The organism is Gardnerella coleohominis (assembly GCF_002896555.1).
GTDB classification, from domain to species: domain Bacteria; phylum Actinomycetota; class Actinomycetes; order Actinomycetales; family Bifidobacteriaceae; genus Bifidobacterium; species Bifidobacterium vaginale_F.
In genome coordinates this window covers 1-327 of sequence record NZ_MNLH01000039.1, presented here as the reverse complement: position 1 = coordinate 327, position 327 = coordinate 1, and the positions used below count along the sequence as shown (strand labels likewise).

1 protein-coding gene and 1 pseudogene are annotated in these 327 nt (G+C 49.5%); both read right to left on the bottom strand.

Annotated features, from left to right (window positions below):
• Positions 1-249 (bottom strand): DUF349 domain-containing protein (locus tag BFS05_RS06620; RefSeq protein ID WP_146026747.1); only part of this gene is annotated, 249 nt, incomplete at its 3' end.
• A pseudogene (locus BFS05_RS06615) lies at positions 243-327 on the bottom strand (glucosamine-6-phosphate deaminase); the annotation flags it as partial. The gene BFS05_RS06620 and the pseudogene BFS05_RS06615, both read right to left, overlap by 7 nt.

Below are 327 nucleotides of genomic sequence, written 5' to 3'. Positions count from 1 at the left end.
CGCTGTGTCTCCGCGACAGGCCTCCCACTGTTCTTGCCTAGCCGATAATTCTTTACGCGCTTGTTTCGCCGCTTCTTCGTTTTCCCCCGGMMGCMATGCTTCAGCTTGCTTCMATMMTGCTTCCTTCTTMGCMAGMTTTTCTTTCTCGCTAGCATTCMTTTTTTCACGATCAGCCTGACGMGCATGMTAGMMGACATCTGCTGCTTCACGGAACTTGGTCCATAATTCATCATCATGCTGACGCGGCAATTATCAACGCGAGTTTGCTCTGTTAAAGTCTTAACGCGAGTTCCAGAAGCCAACGACGAACCTGGCTCATTAAAACCA